Source organism: Vibrio sp. D173a (assembly GCF_030248475.1).
Window position 1 is genome coordinate 22791 of the sequence record NZ_JAHGAH010000007.1, and the last position, 15739, is coordinate 38529.

General features: G+C 42.0%; 10 protein-coding genes, 7 tRNA genes and 1 pseudogene. 1 reads left to right on the plus strand and 17 read right to left on the minus strand.

What is annotated here, in order from left to right:
- Positions 1-47: 47 nt before the first annotated feature.
- The 13 genes from KIV40_RS01120 to pncC all read right to left on the minus strand — a co-directional run bounded on the left by KIV40_RS01120 (position 48) and on the right by pncC (position 7979).
- Positions 48-124 (minus strand) — tRNA-Arg (locus KIV40_RS01120).
- A 57-nt stretch (positions 125-181) separates the two neighbouring features.
- Positions 182-258, minus strand: a tRNA-Arg gene (locus KIV40_RS01125).
- Between the two features lie 57 nt (positions 259-315).
- Positions 316-392, minus strand: a tRNA-Arg gene (locus tag KIV40_RS01130).
- Between the two features lie 55 nt (positions 393-447).
- A tRNA-Arg gene (locus tag KIV40_RS01135) sits at positions 448-524 on the minus strand.
- 85 nt (positions 525-609) lie between these two features.
- Positions 610-701: transfer RNA gene (locus tag KIV40_RS01140), tRNA-Ser, on the minus strand.
- A gap of 29 nt (positions 702-730) precedes the next feature.
- A tRNA-Arg gene (locus KIV40_RS01145) sits at positions 731-807 on the minus strand.
- A 31-nt stretch (positions 808-838) separates the two neighbouring features.
- Positions 839-930, minus strand: a tRNA-Ser gene (locus tag KIV40_RS01150).
- Positions 931-1173: 243 nt separating this feature from the next.
- Positions 1174-1371 (minus strand): carbon storage regulator CsrA, encoded by a 198-nt coding sequence (gene csrA, locus KIV40_RS01155; protein ID WP_004415691.1) that lies wholly within the window; start codon positions 1369-1371, stop codon positions 1174-1176.
- A gap of 92 nt (positions 1372-1463) precedes the next feature.
- Complete coding sequence (locus tag KIV40_RS01160) at positions 1464-2651, minus strand: aspartate kinase (protein WP_005425356.1); 1188 nt, start codon at positions 2649-2651, stop codon at positions 1464-1466.
- Positions 2652-2853: 202 nt separating this feature from the next.
- Entirely contained in the window at positions 2854-5436 is a 2583-nt protein-coding gene (gene alaS / locus KIV40_RS01165) for an alanine--tRNA ligase (RefSeq protein ID WP_285347738.1), read from the minus strand.
- A gap of 142 nt (positions 5437-5578) precedes the next feature.
- Entirely contained in the window at positions 5579-6046 is a 468-nt protein-coding gene (gene recX / locus KIV40_RS01170) for a recombination regulator RecX (RefSeq protein WP_005425358.1), read from the minus strand.
- Positions 6047-6252: 206 nt separating this feature from the next.
- Positions 6253-7296, minus strand: coding sequence for a recombinase RecA (gene recA, locus KIV40_RS01175; RefSeq protein ID WP_005436413.1), 1044 nt, complete (start codon positions 7294-7296; stop codon positions 6253-6255).
- Between the two features lie 200 nt (positions 7297-7496).
- On the minus strand, positions 7497-7979 hold the full coding sequence (pncC, locus tag KIV40_RS01180; protein WP_045395379.1) for a nicotinamide-nucleotide amidase: 483 nt from the start codon (positions 7977-7979) through the stop codon (positions 7497-7499).
- 368 nt (positions 7980-8347) lie between these two features.
- On the opposite strand from pncC, the pseudogene KIV40_RS01185 reads away from it, so the two are divergent.
- Positions 8348-8473 (plus strand): annotated as a pseudogene (locus KIV40_RS01185) (integrase); the annotation flags it as partial.
- A 77-nt stretch (positions 8474-8550) separates the two neighbouring features.
- Here the strand turns inward: KIV40_RS01185 and KIV40_RS01190 are convergent.
- From KIV40_RS01190 to KIV40_RS01205, 4 genes are read right to left on the minus strand one after another with little or no spacing between them, the layout of a single operon-like run.
- Complete coding sequence (locus tag KIV40_RS01190) at positions 8551-10191, minus strand: type I restriction-modification system subunit M (RefSeq protein ID WP_285347740.1); 1641 nt, start codon at positions 10189-10191, stop codon at positions 8551-8553.
- An 11-nt stretch (positions 10192-10202) separates the two neighbouring features.
- Positions 10203-11273 (minus strand): AAA family ATPase, encoded by a 1071-nt coding sequence (locus tag KIV40_RS01195; protein ID WP_285347742.1) that lies wholly within the window; start codon positions 11271-11273, stop codon positions 10203-10205.
- Entirely contained in the window at positions 11270-12466 is a 1197-nt protein-coding gene (locus tag KIV40_RS01200; RefSeq protein ID WP_285347744.1) for a restriction endonuclease subunit S, read from the minus strand. Before KIV40_RS01200 ends, KIV40_RS01195 begins: the two co-directional genes overlap by 4 nt.
- 13 nt (positions 12467-12479) lie before the next feature.
- Positions 12480-15569 carry a type I restriction endonuclease subunit R gene (locus KIV40_RS01205; protein ID WP_285347745.1) on the minus strand — a complete coding sequence of 1030 codons (3090 nt, stop codon included), beginning with the start codon at positions 15567-15569 and terminating at the stop codon, positions 12480-12482.
- Between the last annotated feature and the right edge of the window lie 170 nt (positions 15570-15739).

Below are 15739 nucleotides of genomic sequence, written 5' to 3' on the forward strand. Positions count from 1 at the left end.
ATATCGGTATTCCCAATATCAGGAGTTCACAAGGAAACCCTAAAGAGTGGCGCGTCCTGGAGGATTCGAACCTCCGACCGCCTGGTTCGTAGCCAGGTACTCTATCCAGCTGAGCTAAGGACGCGCAGTTTTCGATATCGGTATTCCCAATATCAGGAGTTCACGAGGAAGCCCTAAAGAGTGGCGCGTCCTGGAGGATTCGAACCTCCGACCGCCTGGTTCGTAGCCAGGTACTCTATCCAGCTGAGCTAAGGACGCGCAAGTTTCGATATCGGCATTCCCAATATCAGGAGTTCACAAGGAAACCCTAAAGAGTGGCGCGTCCTGGAGGATTCGAACCTCCGACCGCCTGGTTCGTAGCCAGGTACTCTATCCAGCTGAGCTAAGGACGCGCAATAATCTTATTTTACTTTGTATAACCCGTTTATCAAACGAATTATTAAATAGTGGCGCGTCCTGGAGGATTCGAACCTCCGACCGCCTGGTTCGTAGCCAGGTACTCTATCCAGCTGAGCTAAGGACGCGCAGATCTTCTTGCTAGGAAGTTGTGAAGTAAGTCACATTCATTTCTTACGAAACAAAAAAAAGGCCGTCGGGCCAGTCAATGAATGGCGGTGAAGGAGGGATTCGAACCCTCGATACGGGATAAACCGTATACTCCCTTAGCAGGGGAGCGCCTTCAGCCTCTCGGCCACCTCACCGTTTTCATTGTTATATCTCAGAAGAGATATGGCGCGTCCTGGAGGATTCGAACCTCCGACCGCCTGGTTCGTAGCCAGGTACTCTATCCAGCTGAGCTAAGGACGCACTTTTTGTTGATAAATCAACGTTGCAAGAATGGCGGTGAAGGAGGGATTCGAACCCTCGATACGGGATAAACCGTATACTCCCTTAGCAGGGGAGCGCCTTCAGCCTCTCGGCCACCTCACCGTCTTGCGGAGGCACATATTACGTTTTACCGAAAATATGTCAAACACTTTCTTTGAAAAAAAACGCAAAAATCGCTTAACCGATGCGGATTTAATCAAAGTGACTATTAAACAAACTTTACCACCCTATTATGATGAAAAAAAGAGAGTCTTCTCTTAAAAAATGACATTAATTAGAAACTAAAAAGGCTAGCCCATCGGCTAGCCTTTTTCATTCAAACTAAGCTCTGTAAACAGGAGCGGCTTAGTAGTTACCAGAAGCAACGTTACCATTGCCCTTTTCAGCTTGAATGCGCATGTAGATTTCTTCACGGTGAACCGAAACCTCTTTCGGAGCGTTAACGCCGATACGTACTTGGTTACCTTTAACACCTAGTACAGTTACAGTCACTTCATCACCAATCATCAGTGTTTCGCCTACGCGGCGAGTCAAAATTAGCATTCTTTGCTCCTTGAGTAATCTCTAAATATTCTTGCTACAAAGCTATTATCCAACAAAAGTTATATTTTCGTAAACTACCTTGTGACCGAAAATTAGCCCAAAAAGGCATGTTTTTGCTGAATGTTTACTGCTTCGCTAGATGTGACGTAAGCATCATGAAGAATGTTTGCTGCTGCATCCACACACTCAGGTGGTAAGACCAGCATCATAGTGAGTGCATTCGTTGAGCAGAAATTGATCGCAATATCTTGCTGTGCCAACAATTCGCAGGCGTGGTCAACCATTCCATTGGCTTCAAGCCCCACAGCGGTCAACAGGCTTACAGCCTCACTATTACGGATTTTATCGCTGAACACCAGATCCAACTTGGCACATGCATCTTGTTTTATCATGATACCTGTTCGATCTGTTTCCTCGATCACATTCCAAATGTCGATACCCAACATCTGACATTGCTTTGTAATGCTAGACAAATGTTCGTTGTCGACTTCAATCATGGCAAGGTCACGTTGAATGGCTATACCAGAGACGGCTTTTAAGCCTGCTTCTCCTTTTACCAAACTGCCTTCATTCACATCGAATGTAGAAAGCACGCGCAGCGGTACATTATTCTTCCATGCAAACTGCACAGAAGGGAGATGCAACACTTTCGCTCCACGACTGGCCATTGCTTCCATCGAAGGGAAATCAATCACCGCCATCTTTTGAGCGTTTTTTACTACACGTGGATCACAAGTATAAATACCATCAACGTCGGTAAAGATTTGACACTCATCAGCGCTTAACGCACCAGCCAGTGTCACTGCGCTCGTATCTGAGCCACCTCGACCTAATGTGGTGATATCCCCATTTTCATTCACACCTTGGAAACCTGCTACGATGACGATTTGGTCTTGCTCAAGCAAATCCATAACCGTAGAAGTATCAATGTGTTTAATCGTCGCGTCATTGTGTTGATTGTCCGTCACAATGTTCGCCTGTGCTCCGGTAAGTGAGCGTGCAGCATAACCCAATTTATTCAGAGTCATTGCAAGCAGTGCCATCGACACTTGCTCACCAGCAGAGAGCAAAACATCAAGTTCTCGAGCCGTAGGAACGCTATCTACTTGTTTGGCTAGGTCCATTAATCGGTTTGTTTCGCCTGACATTGCAGACACAACTACGACAACTTGATTACCATCATTTTTCGCCTTAATGATGTGTTCAGCTACCTGGTGGATTCTCTCAATTGAACCCACCGAGGTTCCGCCAAACTTTTGCACGATAAGGGGCTTTTTCACCAGTCTTCACCTTCCCAAGACCAAAGTCTCATTAGGACCACTCATATTCCACTAGTTGAAATTATATAAGCGGTAGTTACAACAAAAACCAAGCAGCGTAAATGACCTGGTTAAAATACGGTCAATTAAACCACTTGGTTATCATAAAAAAATTACGCCCAATCAAAGAACATTGATTGAGCGTAAGATGTGTTTTAAATAATTATAGGCGTTCTTCTAGCCAAGGCTGTACAGTATGAATCGCCGCAGGTAGCGCCGCAACATCGGTACCACCTGCTTGAGCCATATCTGGACGACCACCACCTTTACCGCCAACTTGCTCAGCAACCATCTTAACTAAGTCGCCTGCTTTCACTTTGTCGATAAGGTCTTTGGTTACACCTGCAATTAGACCGATCTTGTCATCGTTCACGTTTGCAAGAAGGATAACGCCGCTACCTACTTGGTTTTTGATGTCATCAACCATAGTACGTAGGTTCTTGTTATCTGCGCCTTCTAGAGCTGCAATCAGTACTTTAGTACCGTTGATATCCTGAACTTTACCCATGATGTTCGCGCTTTCTGCTGCTGCCATCTTGTCTTTCAGTTTTTGGATTTCTTTCTCTAGAGATTTCGCTTTCTGTGCTGATTCAGCCAGTTTCTCTTCGTACTTAGCCGCTTGAGCTTCGATTGCGTCTAGCGCACCTTCACCCGTTACCGCTTCGATACGGCGGATACCTGCTGCGATACCACCTTCAGATGTGATCTTGAATAGACCGATGTCACCAGTGCTTGAAGCGTGGATACCACCACAAAGTTCGGTCGAGAAATCACCCATAGACAGCACGCGTACTTCGTCGTCGTACTTCTCACCGAATAGTGCCATTGCGCCTTTCTTCTTCGCAGACTCAATGTCCATCACGTTGGTTTCAATCACGTGGTTACGACGAATTTGCGCGTTGACTAGACGCTCAACTTCTTTTAATTCAGCTGCAGTTACGGCTTCTAGGTGTGAGAAGTCGAAACGTAGACCATCAGCCTTCACTAGTGAGCCTTTCTGAGTAACATGCTCACCAAGCAATTGGCGTAGCGCTGCGTGTAGCAAGTGCGTTGCTGAGTGGTTTAGAGAGATAGCTGCGCGACGCTCGGCGTCAACGATAGTTGCTACTTCGTCACCTTTCGCTAGCACACCTTCAGCCATCACACCGTGGTGCGCGATTGCGTTGCCTAGCTTCTGAGTGTCTTCAACACGGAATACACCAGACTCAGTGCGGATTTCACCAGCGTCACCACATTGACCGCCTGACTCAGCGTAGAATGGAGTTTCACCAAGTACGATGATTGCTTTATCGCCTGCAGATAGTGATTCAACTTCGTTACCTTCAACGAACATCGCTGCTACAGAGCTAGAGCCTTTAGTACCTGTATAACCACAGAATTCTGTTTGCGTATCAACTTTGATTGCTGCGTTGTAATCAGTACCGAAGTTACCAGCTTCACGCGCACGTTGACGCTGCTCTTCCATCGCTTTCTCAAAACCTTCTTCGTCGATTGCGAACTCACGCTCACGTGCAACGTCGTTAGTTAAGTCCGCAGGGAAGCCGTAGGTATCGTAAAGTTTAAATACGGTTTCGCCGTCTAGAACTTTACAGTCTAGGTTATCTAGCGCTTCGTTTAGAATCGCCATACCGCGCTCAAGTGTACGACCGAAGTTTTCTTCTTCGATACGCAGTACTTTTTCAACCACAGCTTGTTGACGCTTCAGCTCTTCACCAGCCGTACCCATGATTTCCGCTAGTACACCAACCAGTTTGTGGAAGAATGCACCTTGTGCGCCCAGCTTGTTACCGTGACGAACTGCACGACGGATGATGCGACGTAGAACGTAACCACGACCTTCGTTTGAAGGCATCACGCCATCAACGATCAGGAATGAACATGAACGGATGTGGTCAGCAATAACGCGTAGCGATTGGTTTGATAGGTCTTCGTAACCGATCACTTCAGCAGCAGCTTTGATAAGAGCTTGGAATACATCGATTTCGTAGTTTGAGTGAACGCCCTGCATGATTGCAGAGATACGCTCGATACCCATACCAGTATCTACCGATGGTTTTGGTAGCGGTTCCATAGTGCCGTCTGCTTGACGGTTGAACTGCATGAATACGTTGTTCCAGATCTCGATGAAACGGTCACCATCTTCTTCAGGTGTGCCAGGACGGCCACCCCAGATGTGCTCACCGTGATCGTAGAAGATTTCAGTACATGGACCACAAGGACCTGTGTCACCCATTTGCCAGAAGTTATCTGACTCGTATGGTTTACCACCTTTCTTGTCGCCGATGCGAATAATGCGGTCTGCTGGAACACCTACTTTTTGGTTCCAAATATCGAATGCTTCGTCGTCTGTCTCGTAAACGGTTACAAGTAGACGGTCTGCTGGCAGCTTAAGGGTTACTGTTAGGAATTCCCAAGCGAAAGCAATCGCGTCTTCTTTGAAGTAATCGCCAAAGCTGAAGTTACCTAGCATTTCAAAGAATGTGTGGTGACGAGCAGTGAAGCCAACGTTTTCCAGGTCGTTGTGTTTACCACCAGCACGTACACAACGTTGAGCCGTAGTCGCTCGAGTGTAGGCTCGTTTTTCTAAGCCTAAGAAACAATCTTTAAATTGGTTCATACCCGCGTTTGTGAACAGCAGGGTTGGGTCGTTATGTGGAACTAACGATGAACTTTCTACGATTTGGTGTCCTTTGCTCTCAAAGAACTTGAGGAACGCGTTACGAACCTCATCAGTGCTCATGTACATGCAGCTCTTCCTGAAAATAGTCGAGTTAGAATTTTGCCGTATTGTAGATCATGCAATCAGCTACGACTAGTTTTCTTACGGAAAAGAGGGGGTAGAAGAAAAAATTTGAAGCAAAACAAAAATCAGCGTGAACCATTCACCGCTAATCTTCGTCCTCAAAGCTCAGCGCATAGCTGATTTGGTCAAAACTGTAGCCACGATATTGCAGAAATCGCACCTGTTTAGCGTACTCTTTCTGGTCTTTGGCTTTTATTCCTTTGAATTTCTTCTCTGCAGCCATTCTTGCCAGTTCAAACCAGTCTTGTGGCTCTTCTGCCATCGCCATATCAATGATGGATTCTGCGACACGCTTTTGGTTCAATTCTTGACGAATGCGGCGCTCACCGTGACCTTTGTAAACATGCTGGCGCACTTGGCTTTTTGCATAACGCAGATCATCCAAATAATTATGGTCGAGACAAAAATTAATGGCCGCCTCGATGTCTGCTTCTTCATAACCTTTTAGAGCTAACTTTTGGTATAACTCGTATTGCCCATGATCTCGACGGCTTAATAATTGGATAGCCGCTTCTTTGCTGGATAAGGTCGGCGCTTGACGCTTTTGGTACATGGTGATCCTAAAACTGTTTTTGCTGTACAGTCTCTATAACAATCGTAGTAAAAAACCGCTCACTCTAGCTTACTAACGCGCTAGTTCTGATCGCTTACCTACTCTAACTGATATTAATCTGCCCTTTGTTTTTTCGATTTTGATTTCAGCAGATACAACAAAGCCCCGCATAGCAGGGCTTTGTTCAATATGATTCAATCAGAAGATTAAAACTCTTCTTCTTGCTCTGATTTTTCACCTGATTCTGGAGCTTCAGGTAGTGCTGGTGAAAGTAGCATTTCACGCAGTTTAGTATCGATAGTCTTACCAATTTCTGGGTTTTCGCGTAGGTAGTTACAAGCGTTTGCTTTACCTTGGCCAATCTTGTCGCCTTGGTAGCTGTACCATGCACCCGCTTTTTCAACTAGCTTGTGCTTCACGCCTAGGTCAATCAGTTCGCCTTCGCGGTTGAAACCTTGGCCGTACATGATTTGCGTGTTCGCTTCTTTAAACGGTGCAGCAATCTTGTTCTTAACAACTTTGATGCGTGTTTCGTTACCTACTACTTCGTCACCTTCTTTGATTGCGCCAGTACGACGGATATCTAGACGAACAGAAGCGTAGAACTTAAGTGCGTTACCACCAGTCGTTGTTTCTGGGTTACCGAACATCACACCAATCTTCATACGAATTTGGTTGATGAAAATACACATACAGTTAGATTGCTTTAGGTTACCCGTTAGCTTACGCATCGCTTGAGAAAGCATACGTGCTTGAAGACCCATGTGGCTATCGCCCATTTCGCCTTCGATTTCTGCTTTTGGTGTTAGTGCTGCAACTGAGTCGACAACCATAACGTCGATAGCACCAGAACGTGCAAGTGCGTCACAGATCTCTAGCGCTTGCTCACCAGTGTCTGGCTGAGAAACCAATAGTGCATCGATATCAACGCCAAGTTTCTTCGCGTATACAGGATCTAGAGCATGCTCTGCGTCGATAAACGCACAAGTTTTGCCTTCACGTTGTGCAGCAGCAATAAGCTCAAGAGTTAGCGTTGTTTTACCTGAAGATTCTGGACCGTAGATTTCTACGATACGACCCATTGGTAGACCACCAGCACCCAAAGCGATATCAAGAGAAAGAGAACCCGTTGAGATGGTTTCTACGTCCATTGCGCGGTTATCACCAAGGCGCATGATAGAGCCTTTACCGAATTGCTTTTCAATTTGACCTAGCGCAGCGGCGAGCGCTTTCTGTTTGTTCTCGTCCATTACTTTCTCCGATTTATTCATCTTCTTTGGGCGACGAATAGTAATTCATTTTTCTTAAGCAGAAGAACTGCTCAGCAATGAAAGTTATTATACTGTTGATTCATACAGTGTCCATACCTGTATGAAAAAAATTTGGCTGACCTATAGCCATGATTTGCTCTAGCCCTTATCAACGCTGGGCTAAAACAATTTAAGAAATTCTAGAGCAGATGTTGATGCAATTGAGTCAGTGCATGCTCGACCGCTTTTTTGCGAACTTGTGCACGGTCACCAGTGAAATGCATGGTTTCTACTTGCTGCCAACTTTGGTTATCAGCAAAAGCAAAACAGACTGTACCGACAGGTTTCTCCTCACTGCCTCCTCCCGGGCCAGCAATACCGCTGATGGACACGCCGATGGTGGCATTTGAGTTTCTAATTGCGCCCTGCACCATTTCAATCACAACTGGCTCACTCACTGCACCATGCGCATCTAATGTTGAAGCCTGTACGCCAAGCATCTCCATTTTAGCCTCGTTACTATAAGTGACGAACGCGCGATCAAGCCACGCTGAACTACCAGCAATGTCAGTAATGACGGTTGCAACACCACCGCCTGTACATGATTCTGCCGTGGTTAAAACATGTCCGTGCTTAGCCAATAATGCGCCTAAATCGGCACTCAATTTTGTTGCTCTTTCCATAGCCAAAAATGCCCTTTGTCTCTTTTTACTTAATAGGGATTCACGTATCCTAAGCCGCTACGGAAATAAACAAAAGTACTTACCTGTGAAAGCTGAACAAAAACACACTCCTGATGCATTAGCGTGTAAAACCTGTCAAATCATATAATTAAAACTCAAATAAATCACAAACTACACTTTTAGCTACACTTGCTTTTTCTCGGGATTATCGGCGATTCCGAAATCTGGCAAAAGCACTCAGGTTAACCAAAAGTCCTAGAGATTCGTGAGGAAATGGCTGTTAGTAAGTATCGATATTAAAGAATCCTAAATTGCCAATCGATCAAGTCCGCAGTGAGAAGTGTCCAACCACTGGGGTCCACTTCTGTGCATACAATCGTACAGACTACCTAGAACGCAGAAAACCAATGATGTGCTGGTGGAGCGGGCATATAGGAGAGGCTGCCAAAGGCAGTCTCTCAGTAACTGGTATGAAGCAATTGAAGATTGTTTAAATTTAACTAACGACAGAAAAAACAAAGGCTGCATCACTTTATTGTGTATACAGCCCGTAATAGATTGAAAATTATTGCTATCTAGGCAATGGAGGCAAACCTAGTTCTTTGAGGAAACTGTTATGTTTGTCTAAAGCCTCATTGATGTCTTTCTCAATGTTCACTAACTTCTGGTACTCCGCTTCTAAATCCACTTTAGGTTCAGCTTTAGCCGTACTTACGTATCGCGAGATATTTAAATTGAAATCATTCTTCTCGATCTCTTCCATCGATACCCGGCGAGAATAGCGTTCCTTTTGATCTCTAAACCTATAAGTATCAACTATCTTCTGAATATCTTCTAGACGAAGCTTATTCTGGCGTTTACCCTTTTCGAAGTTCTCTTCGTCACTAGCGTTGATAAACAAAACATCATCGTACTTCTTACATTTTTTTAGTACGAGAATACAAACAGGGATACCTGTTGAAAAAAACAGATTAGAAGGCAAACCGATGACAGTATCAATGTGTCCATCTTTTAATAGCTTACTGCGTATACGTTGCTCCGCCCCACCCCTAAACAAGACACCATGAGGTAAAATAATAGCCATCGTGCCTTCATCACTTAAAAAGTGGAAACCATGCAATAGAAAAGCAAAATCAGCCGCAGATTTAGGAGCTATACCGTGATTCTTGAAACGAAAATCTTCTTTAAATTCAGCTCTATCAGACTCCCATCGATAACTAAATGGTGGGTTAGCAACAACAGCATCGAACTTAAGCTTTTTAGCTGGGTTCTTTTCATTAAGCAGCTCCCAATCATTTAGCAGTGTATCCCCATGGAAAATATCAAATTCTGTATCTTTTACTCCATGGAGTAACATGTTCATACGAGCTAAGTTATAAGTGGTAATATTTTTTTCTTGTCCGTAAATCTTACCAATGCTACCACCAGCAGAAGTGATATGTTTACGCACATTCAATAGCAAAGAACCAGAACCACAAGTAAAGTCCAAAACTCGGTTCAAATTCTTCTTTTTACCCATCTTGGGTTCTTGGCTGTCTAATGTGACAATTTCCGAAAGAATGGTTGATATTGGTTGCGGTGTGTAAAACTCCCCTGCTTTCTTACCACCGTTGGCAGCAAATTCACCAATTAGGTATTCGTAAGCATCACCTAAAATATCAGTATCAGTCGAGAACTGAGCAATACCTTCAGAAACCTTTTGGATAATAGTACATAGCTTTGCATTACGGTCTGATGGTTTTTTACCTAATTTTTCTGAGTTTAAGTTGATCTCAGAGAACAAGCCTTGAAAGCTACTATTGAAGCTTTCATTTTCAATGTACTTGAATCCTTCTTCTAACGTTTTGAGCAACTCATCATCTTGAACCCTCGCCATTTCAGCGATACTTGACCATAAATGCTCAGGCTTAATGATGTAATGCAATTTACGGCGCATTTGCGTTTCAAAAAACGAGATGTCGTCTGGGTTTTCGTCGTACCACACTTCCAGTGGGTTAGACATTTTTAAATCCCTGAGAACATCTTTAGGTAAATCAAGGTAGTCTTTTCCTAACTCTTTCTTAGCCGCGGCTTCAAAATTATCAGATAAGTAACGTAAAAACAGAAAAGAAAGCATGTAGTCACGGAAATCATCAGCATTCATTGCACCACGCAAAGTGTTCGCGATATCCCACAGAGTTTTACCTAGCTTGTTTAATTGTTCTTGAGTCATAACTTTCCCGCTTAAAACTTGAAATGATACATTTCAATCAACTTATTGAATATCATTTTAAAATCAGACTGTTCAGTCTCATTCATCATTTCAGTCTGATAATAATATGGTGTTTTGTGTGAGTGTGTATTAACAAGTTCCATTAATGAGTCAACACCTTCAAATCCTAACTTTCCGAGAACTCGCCCCGAACTACCACTTCCCTGAAATGACGAAATATTCTCCAAAAGCTGCCTAAGTAACGCAAAATGATAGGTATAAAGTTGCTCATTTATAGCTTCACTAAGAACTTGGAGTAAGTGTAAATGATAAAGAAAAACATTTCTTTTTGTTTCCTCCAACACTATATCACCACCTGAACGCTTTAATACTCGACATGTCGTCAAGTTTTTGTAACGCCCACTCTTTTCACCATTAAACAAACGATTAGCTAAAATAGAAAACAAGCCTATATGGTGAGTGGTTATTATTATTTTTTTCTTTTCATAGTGAGATTCTATTTGGTCAAAAATAGTATCTGCCGTAATAAATATGTTATGCTCATCTAAACTAGATACAGGATCATCAATAAAAAGATGAGCATCCTGTTCATCAGCCCAGCCATCAACATCAAGTAACGCCAGATAAAAACACCATATAAAAATACTTTCTTCTCCTCTAGAAATTTTTATAGGGTTATTCTTATCTTCATCATCTAAAGTATAGAAACTTATAGACTCAATGCCTTTTTCAATGTCTTCGAACAAATTAAATTCAAACTTAAATCGAGCATTATATAACGCCAACTTACTCTCAATAACTTGAGGGTCATCAGAAAGAAAACTATGAAACTGATTGAGTTTGCTTGGTAATAATGAGAGTTTAACATTAAGCCCATCATTATCTTCATCATTATCCCAGTGAAATAAATCTTCACTATAGGCATTATAATAAACTCCAGCGTGTTGACCCTCATTTTTTTCTTTGGTTACATTTTTATAAGCCACTGATAACTGAGTTTTACCTGTCCCATTAAAAGCATAAACAAGCACTATTGGGTTATCTATTTCATTTAATTGATTTGCCACATCAATTAGACTCATACGATTGCTCCTTCATTAGATGGAAACAAACGCTGCATAAGACCTTTTTTATGCTCTTTTAGAACTTCGACCTTCTTAGACTGATTCTTAATTAAGTCATCGATAGTAAACAAGCACTCCGAAATTTTTTGTTGTTCTTTTTTAAGTTTCGGAACAAATGTATCGACTCGGTTCAAGTTTTCAACAGATAAACCTGGTTGTGCTTGTCCTGTCGCAAAGCGATTTAAATTTAAACGACATAGCTCGTAATAGAGCCATGAGTTATCTACGTTTTCTTTCGGTTCAACTACTACAGCATGTTCAGTCGCATGGAATCTTCCAGTGACAAAATTAACATTTCCACACAGAGCTCCTTGGCGACCTATAAGGGAGTAAGCCCCATCATGGGTAAAAGATTCCGTGAAGCCACGCAGTCCATTGCCACCATAGCAAGGATAAAGCCTATCACTTTCTTTACTTTTAATATTCGCAGCTTTAACAAATTTCCCAGCCTGAAGATAACAGACATTTTCCACTTTTGTTTCTTTCCATCCTTCATTAAAACCACTAAACCTCAATTCAGGCACACTTTTCCCCTCTTCTGGGAAGAGTTTTTGCATCAATCCTTTTTTATGTAATTTTAGCGAATCTAATTTTTTAGTATTTTTTGTAATCAAGTCATCCATCGAAGAAAGGCAATCAGCTATTTTTTTTTGCTCTTTGGTGTCTTCAGCGTAAGAAATAGGTGTTTTTTTGACAATATCAGCATTCAAGTTTTTAATTCCACCTCCGGCAGCAGAATTTACGAAATAACCCTGAGATGCATCTGAAAGAATGAAATAGTATAAATAGTTAACATCTATACTTTGACTAACATCTGTTACAGCAATCCATCCATCATGAATACAACTCTGTATTTTCATAATGTAAGGCCTGCCAAAACTCATAGAATTTGACATAATCAAGTCGCCAGAATTGACAACTCTTGTCTTACTCAAAGCTTCAACTTTAACTCTTTCTTGAGTCATTGATATATATTTGGCATCTTTATCTACATCACCTATTTTTAGCCAATTTAAAGCATTTTTATCTTTGGTTAAAAAATCATCTATAGGTCTCGGAGAGCCCCCTCGAAGAATCTTGGACAATTGCCCTAACTCTTTTTTATTCCACTTCCCTGTGAATTCAGGGAATCTCAATTCAGGTACTAACATGGGATATGTGATCTTACTCATATGCTGCTAACCCCGAAATCTCACGCCCTTGGGCAAGTTTATGTAGATAAGGAACCAAATCTTCCATTAATGCTAACTCTTTCTTCGTACGTTCTTTCCAGCTAAGATCTAGTGGTTCCAACAGATCCCCTAACTTCTCACCATCAAAAATCATTCGCCCCATAACCCCATCAACAAACGCCTGCAAACTCTCTGTAGTTAAACCGTGCTTTATAGCCATATCATTGAGTTCACTAGTCGCCTTTTTCATTTTGAATGCTTGATAACCAGCGTGGATTTGTGACACATCTAATGCTTCACCAGAAGGTAAACTATGTATATAAGCAATCAGCTCATCACGCTCAGACATCAAATTCGCTTGCGAGCAAATTAAATCGATGAGCTGTTGACGAGTCATGCTTTGCTTACTTTCTCCCTGAGTCGACTTAGCAATTAATCCCATGATGTAGTCGTAATCTATTAAAGCGGATGCAAACAACACAAACTCAAACTCTAGCTGTTCGACTTCTTCAGGTAAGTCTCCTTTCCCTTCGTTCGTATCTAGCTTGCGTTTCAGGTCTTTGGCTGTTTCTAAATACGCTCCTTTAAAACCACGTAAGGTATCAATTGGTAATGTCGCTGAAACCTGAGCTTTCTGTTCGTCATCTAGTTCTGTGTACTGTTCTAGTTGGTTCTTAAATTTTTGTACTTCTTTAAAGTGATTGATAAAAGAAGCCCTTTGCGCGTCACCTTGAAGATTGGTCACTTCTGAAGGTTCACATGCTAAGCCTTGCTTTTGCATAAAGGCTTCTAGCTTATCAACTGCTTGTTTGTATTTTTCAACGACAACAGGCGCAGGATCTACCAACCAAACCTGCTCAGCGCCTTCTTCCTTTTCACCAGAGAAAAGTTTAATCGCTTCATTAACTTCTTTTTCTTGACCTCGGAAATCTAAAATATTCCCCCAAGGCTTACTATCATTCAATACACGATTAGTACGTGAAAATGCTTGAATCAATCCATGATGCTTTAAGTTCTTATCCACATACAAAGTATTCAGATACTTGGAATCAAACCCTGTCAACAGCATATCAACGACTATGATTATATCGATCTTGTTTTTATGAGGGTAATCGGCATTGTCGTATTGCTGATCTTTAATCCGCTGCTGCACGTCTTGGTAATAAAGATCAAACTCGTTAATAGTATGATTAGTCGAATATTGTTGATTATAACCATTAATAATATCGATTAATGCTTGCTTCTTACGCTCAGGTTCAACTTCGTTATCGGCTTTTTCTTGTGGTAGATCTTCCTGTAACTGCTGGATGTCTTTCACATTTCGGGCAAGTGCATTTGAATCCGAGTCTTCTTTGTCTTTATCACTAAGCTGTGCTGGAGGTGAAAAGACACAAGCGATATTTAACGGAATGTAGTCTTCAGATTCTAACGTTTTAAGTGCTTGCTGACTCTTAAACTCTTCGAAGTATTCAATCGCATGGTTGATAGAAGCGGTGGCGAGAATAGCATTGAATCGACGGTGATTCGTCACTGCATCATGTTTCTTTAATATCTCTTGAACAACAGCTCGTGGTGGGGGTGTTGCTCTTGTTGCAGTTACTTCAGCTTCATCACTGTTAGTATTGTCGTCTGGTTGTTCGCTCGCAGAATGTTTGCCAAAAAAGTCAATATGGAAGCTTAGAACGTTCTTGTCTTCAATTGCATGAGTAATCGTATAGTGGTGTAGTTCTTGCTCAAAGATACTCTCTGTGGTTTTAAACGAACCTACATTGCCATCAATTTGAATATACGTTGAGTTTTTCTCGAATATAGGAGTACCCGTAAAGCCAAACAATTGTGCTTCAGGGAAAAACTCTTTAATCGCTTTATGGTTTTCACCAAACTGAGAGCGGTGACATTCATCAAAGATAAAAACAATACGCTTATCTCGTAATGGTTCTAATCGCTCTTTGAAAGTTTTCTTACCCTCTTTCAATTTACTCTGGTTGCGATTGCTGTTTTCATCTAACGCTAAGCCGAGTTTCTGGATCGTTGTAACGATGACTTTATCAGCATAGTCTTCTGACAACATACGACGAACTAACGTTTCTGTATTGGTGTTCTCTTCCACACAGCCGTCTTGAAACTTATTAAATTCTTCTCGGGTTTGGCGATCCAAGTCTTTTCTATCTACGACGAACAAGCATTTTTCAATGTCAGGATTATCTTTAAGCAGCGTTGATGCTTTAAAAGACGTTAGAGTCTTGCCTGATCCTGTTGTATGCCAAATATAGCCATTTCCTCGCCTTTCATGGATACAGTCAACAATAGCTTCCACCGCATAAATTTGATACGGACGCATAACCAGAAGCTTTTGTTCCGATTGAACTAGTACCATATAACGGCTAATCATTTGGCCGAGAGTACACTTCGCTAAGAAGGCATCGGCAAAGTCATGTAAGTGCGAAATTTTACGGTTATTTTCATTAGCTAGTTGATAAACAGGTAAAAAACGCTCATCAGCATTGAAGCTAAAATGCTCATTACGGTTGTTAGCAAAGTAATAAGTATGGTGCTCATTACTGACAATAAACATTTGAATGAAGCACATCAGCGTATTGGTGTAGCCATTACCAATATCGCTTTTGTAATCAACAATTTGTTCCATAGCTCGACGCGTCACAATGTCGTAAGCCTTAAGCTCAATCTGAACCGTAGGAACGCCATTAATCAATAAAATCACATCGTAACGGTGATTGCTTTCATCCGTGTTCATGCGCAATTGGTTAATGACTTCAAACTCATTTTTACACCAATCTTTAATGTTCACTAAGGTGTAATGTAGTGGCGTGCCATCTTCACGCTGAAAGTAGCCACGTTCACGCAGCGTTTGAGCAGCTTCAAAGACATCAGCCGTAATAATGTCTTGGTACAAGCGCTCAAATTCATTATCAGTTAAGCTGACAAAGTTTAACGTCTCAAACTTTTCACGAAAATTCTGCTTGAGAGCTCGCTCTGTTCGGATATCTTTCCGGTACGAATACTTTAGATCGCCCAACTTATCTATGAGCGCTTGTTCAATTTGAGCTTCTTTCGTTATCATTTTTTGCTACCAAATACGTAAATGAATAAATACGTCATAATGACTGGTCTCGACTGATGGGCATTGTACCCTAACCACATCGAACTATGAATCGAATGGAATGACTAATAGCACTCTCTGGTTAACGAACAAACTAACCGTAAAATCCGTAAAGCACGCCACACTCTGCT